This window comes from Trinickia soli (assembly GCF_002879855.1).
Lineage (GTDB): Bacteria > Pseudomonadota > Gammaproteobacteria > Burkholderiales > Burkholderiaceae > Trinickia > Trinickia soli.
This window is the reverse complement of record NZ_PNYB01000053.1, coordinates 1-3,904: the sequence shown is the minus strand read 5'-3', so window position 1 is coordinate 3,904 and position 3,904 is coordinate 1. Positions and strand designations below refer to the sequence as shown.

The window sequence follows — 3,904 nt, the reverse complement described above, 5'->3', positions numbered from 1 at the left end:
GCATGGCTGCGGAGAATCAGTGGGGGCTGGGTAACGGTCGAGCGCTTGAAGACGGTTGCGCAGAACGTGCCGGTTCTGGCGAATATCTTTGCCGCGGTCGATGCCGTGATGGACATCAGGGCGATGATCGAGCACGGCGACAAACCGGTCGACGCATTCGACTGGCTCAATCTGGGCCTGGATCTGATCGGCATTGTGCCGGTGCCGCTTGGCACGGCCGAACTGCGCATGGGCGCGCGGCCGTTGCTCAAGCTCATTCGCCAGAAAGCGGCGGAGAACGGTAAAGCGTTGTTGGAAGGTGGCGCGCAGGTGCTTGGTACGGCCGTGATCGATGGGCTCGTGGCGCATCTGAATGAGCGCTATGCAGGCGAAATCGAATCGTTCCTCGCGTTGGTGAAGGGCAAACTCAATGAAATGCTCGAGCATGGCGCGACGCTGATCGGCGAATTGATGACGGCGCTCGCCGATTTGTTCGAGCGCGCGGCCGGCGAGAAGGGATTCAGCATCGCGGGCAATATCCATGCGGCCGAGCGCCATGCAAGCGAAGTCTCGGCGGGCTTTGCCGCTTACGATGCGAAGCAGGCGATGCATGGCATCGGTGGCCTCATTGTCGATTGGGTCAAGATCAACGGCAAGGAGACGCTCAACGCCGCCACCGAAACGGCGAAATTCATCGACTCCGATTACGGCCACGATCTGAAAGTCATGTCGGCGGATCTGCGCAAGCGCATTCCCGAAGTGAAGCAGCGTGTGCGCAGTTTGAGCGGCAATGAGATCGGGCAGATCGGCTGGCTCATTCAGATCGGCGAAGACGGCGTGGCCCGGTGGCGCCAGAAGAATCCGAAGCACCATGTGTTGGGTATTCCGAGTTCGGGCAAAACCAAGGTCGTCGAGCAACGCGCGGAAGGCGCGCTCGATGAACTGGAAAAAACCGCGCCCGCCAAACACCCGGGTGCGGAACATTGCAAGCTGCACTGCCCGGTGGCGTCGCCCGCGCAGGAGAGCGGGCGCTCGGTAGGCTTTGCCCTTGGCGATGAAAAAATCGAGCACGTCGACTTCTCGATTGCGGGGCCGATGCCGATCGTCTGGCAGCGCACCTATCGCTCGTTCTTCGATGCCAATGATGACGAGGGGCCGCTCGGGGCGCGCTGGATCACGCCTTATACGACGCGGTTCGATATCGAGGAATCGAAGCTCGTGTATCACGATGCGGCGGGGCGCAGCGTCGATTACCCGTTGCTGGCGGTGGGGCGTTCTTACGACAACCTTGCAGCCGATCTGACGATCACGCGGCTCGATGAAGGTTCGCTCGCCTTGAACCGCGGCCATGAGCTGCTCGAACTGTTCGAGAAAGCGGGCGATCGCTTTCGGCTGCGGCTCATTCGCGACCGCAAGGGCAACCAGATCATCGTCGACTACGACGACAAGGGCCGGCTCTTTCGCCTGATGCTGCCGGCCACGCAGGTGGCGTTCAAATACGACGATCGGTCGCGCATTGTCGAGGCGGGGCAGTACGACGCCAATGGCGATTTGGTTGCGAAACTCGCGCGTTACACCTACGACGCAGAGAACGACCTGGTGCTTGCGGCCGACCGCTACGGCAACAAGTGGCAGTACCAGTACAGCCATCACCTGGTCACGCGCTATACGGACCGCACCGGGCGCGGGACGAACCTGCAATGGGACGGCACGCACGCGAAGGCCAAATGCGTGCGCGAATGGCTCGACGACGGCAGCGATGAAATCCGCCTGGCCTGGCATCCGGATTTCCGGCGCGTCGATGTGACCGACGGGTTGGGCCAGCGCACGCAGCACTACTACGACATCAAGGGCTACACCTTCCGCATCGTCCACCCCGACGGCAGCGAAGAGTGGATGTATCGCGACCAGAACGACAACCTGACGCAATACATCCATCGCGACGGCGGCATCGAGCGCATGGCCTACGACGGGCGCGGCAACCTGATTCGTCATCACCGGGTGGATGGCAGCGTCGTCGAGATGGCGTACGACGCCAAAGAGCAGATGATTGCGCTGACCGACCCGCATGGGAACGTCTGGCATCAAGAGTACGACGACAAGGGCAACCTGACGGCGCAGATCGATCCGCTCGGCCACAAGACCGAGTACGGCTACAACGAGCAAGGGCTCGTGACGTCGGTCAAGGATGCCAAGGGAGGCGTCAAGCAACTGGCCTACGATGGTTCGGGGCAGGTTACGCGCTACACCGATTGCTCGGGCAAGACCACCAAGTGGACTTACGACGCGGATGGGCGCCTGACGGCAACGATCGATGCGGCCGGCAACGCGACGACATACCGCTACGGTGAGAACGGGCAGCTTGCGCAAGTGCAATCGCCCGCGGGCATCGAGCAGATTCACTACGACGCCGAAGGGCGGCTGCGCGGCCATACCGATCCGCTCGGCCGTAACACGCGCTACCAATACGATGCGGCCGGACGGATTGCGAACCGCGTCGATGCGCTCGATCAAACGATCGCGTATCGGTACGACCGGCTGGGGCGCCTGACCACGCTTGTCGATGCGAACCAGGCGACGTACAGCTTCGCCTACGATCCGGTGGGGCGTCTGCTCGAGGAGGTCGCGTTCGACGGCAAGAGGACGCGCTACACCTACGACGAAGCCAACGGGCGGCTGACATCGATCGACGAGGCGGGGCAGATCACGCAGGTCGAATACGACCGCGGCGGCAGGCTCTCGAAGCGCACCTCGGGCGCGAGCGAGGAACGCTTTGCCTACGATCAGAGCGGACGGCTGATCGATGCGCAAAACCGCTACAGCCATATCCAACGGTTCTTCGATCCGGTGGGCAACCTGGTGCGCGAACACCACGCATACAGGCTCTTCGATCAGGCTAAAAGCTACGTCTGGCATCACCGGTACGACGAACTGGGCAACCGCATCCAGACGATCCGCCCCGATGGTCATGCGATCGATTGGCTCACTTACGGCTCGGGGCATGTTCACGGGATGCTGCTCGATGGCGAGGAGCGCATTCAATTCGAGCGTGACGATCTGCATCGGGAGACGCGGCGCACGCTGGGCAGTCGCTTAGGACTGCGAACGGTTTATGACCCGGCGGGCCGGGTGATTCAAACGGCGCTGCAACGCGAGAAGGCGCCGATGCCGATCGTCGATCGGCGCTATCGCTACGATGCGGCGGGGCAGCTGACACAGATCGAGGACAGCACCAAGGGCTATATCGACTATCGGTATGACCCGGTGGGCAGGCTCGTGGAAGCGGCGAGCCCGTGGAGCCGCGAGCGCTTTGCGTTCGATCCGGCGAGCAATATCGTGGATGTGCCGGCCGATACGCAGGAGCGTGCTCCACGCATGATGCAGGCGGTGTACCGGCCGCGGGAGGAGAGCACGCTGCCGGAGCAGGTGCCGAAGATCCTGGGCAATCTGCTCAAGCAATACGCGGGGATGCACTTCGCGTATGACGAGCGGGGCAACCTCATTTCCAGGCGCACGCCCGCGGGTGAGCAGAAGTACGAGTGGGATGCGTTCAATCGCCTGATGACGGCGATGATCAAGGAGGGCGAGCGGCGCACGTCGGCGAGCTACTTCTATGATGCGCTGGGTCGGCGCATTGCCAAGAGCGTGAACGGAGAGCGCACGCTGTTCGGTTGGGATGGCGACACGCTCGCGTACGAGAGCACGGAGCACGGCAGCACGCACTATGTGTATGAAGCGGGCTCGTTCGTGCCGCTTGCGCAGTTCGTGACGAACACGCCCGTGCAGGGTATCGATACACCGGTTTGGAAGCCGACCGATCGCTATCTGCCGGAAGAAGATCCGCTGCAACGCGTTGCGCAGGCGGCATCGCCTGCACACGTCTTCTACTACCACTGTGATCATATCGGCACGCCGTATATGATGA

1 protein-coding gene is annotated in these 3,904 nt (G+C 62.2%); it reads left to right on the top strand.

What is annotated here, in order from left to right:
* A partial coding sequence (locus C0Z19_RS27535) for a DUF6531 domain-containing protein (RefSeq protein WP_102612991.1) occupies nt 1-3,904 on the top strand: 3,904 nt, incomplete at both ends.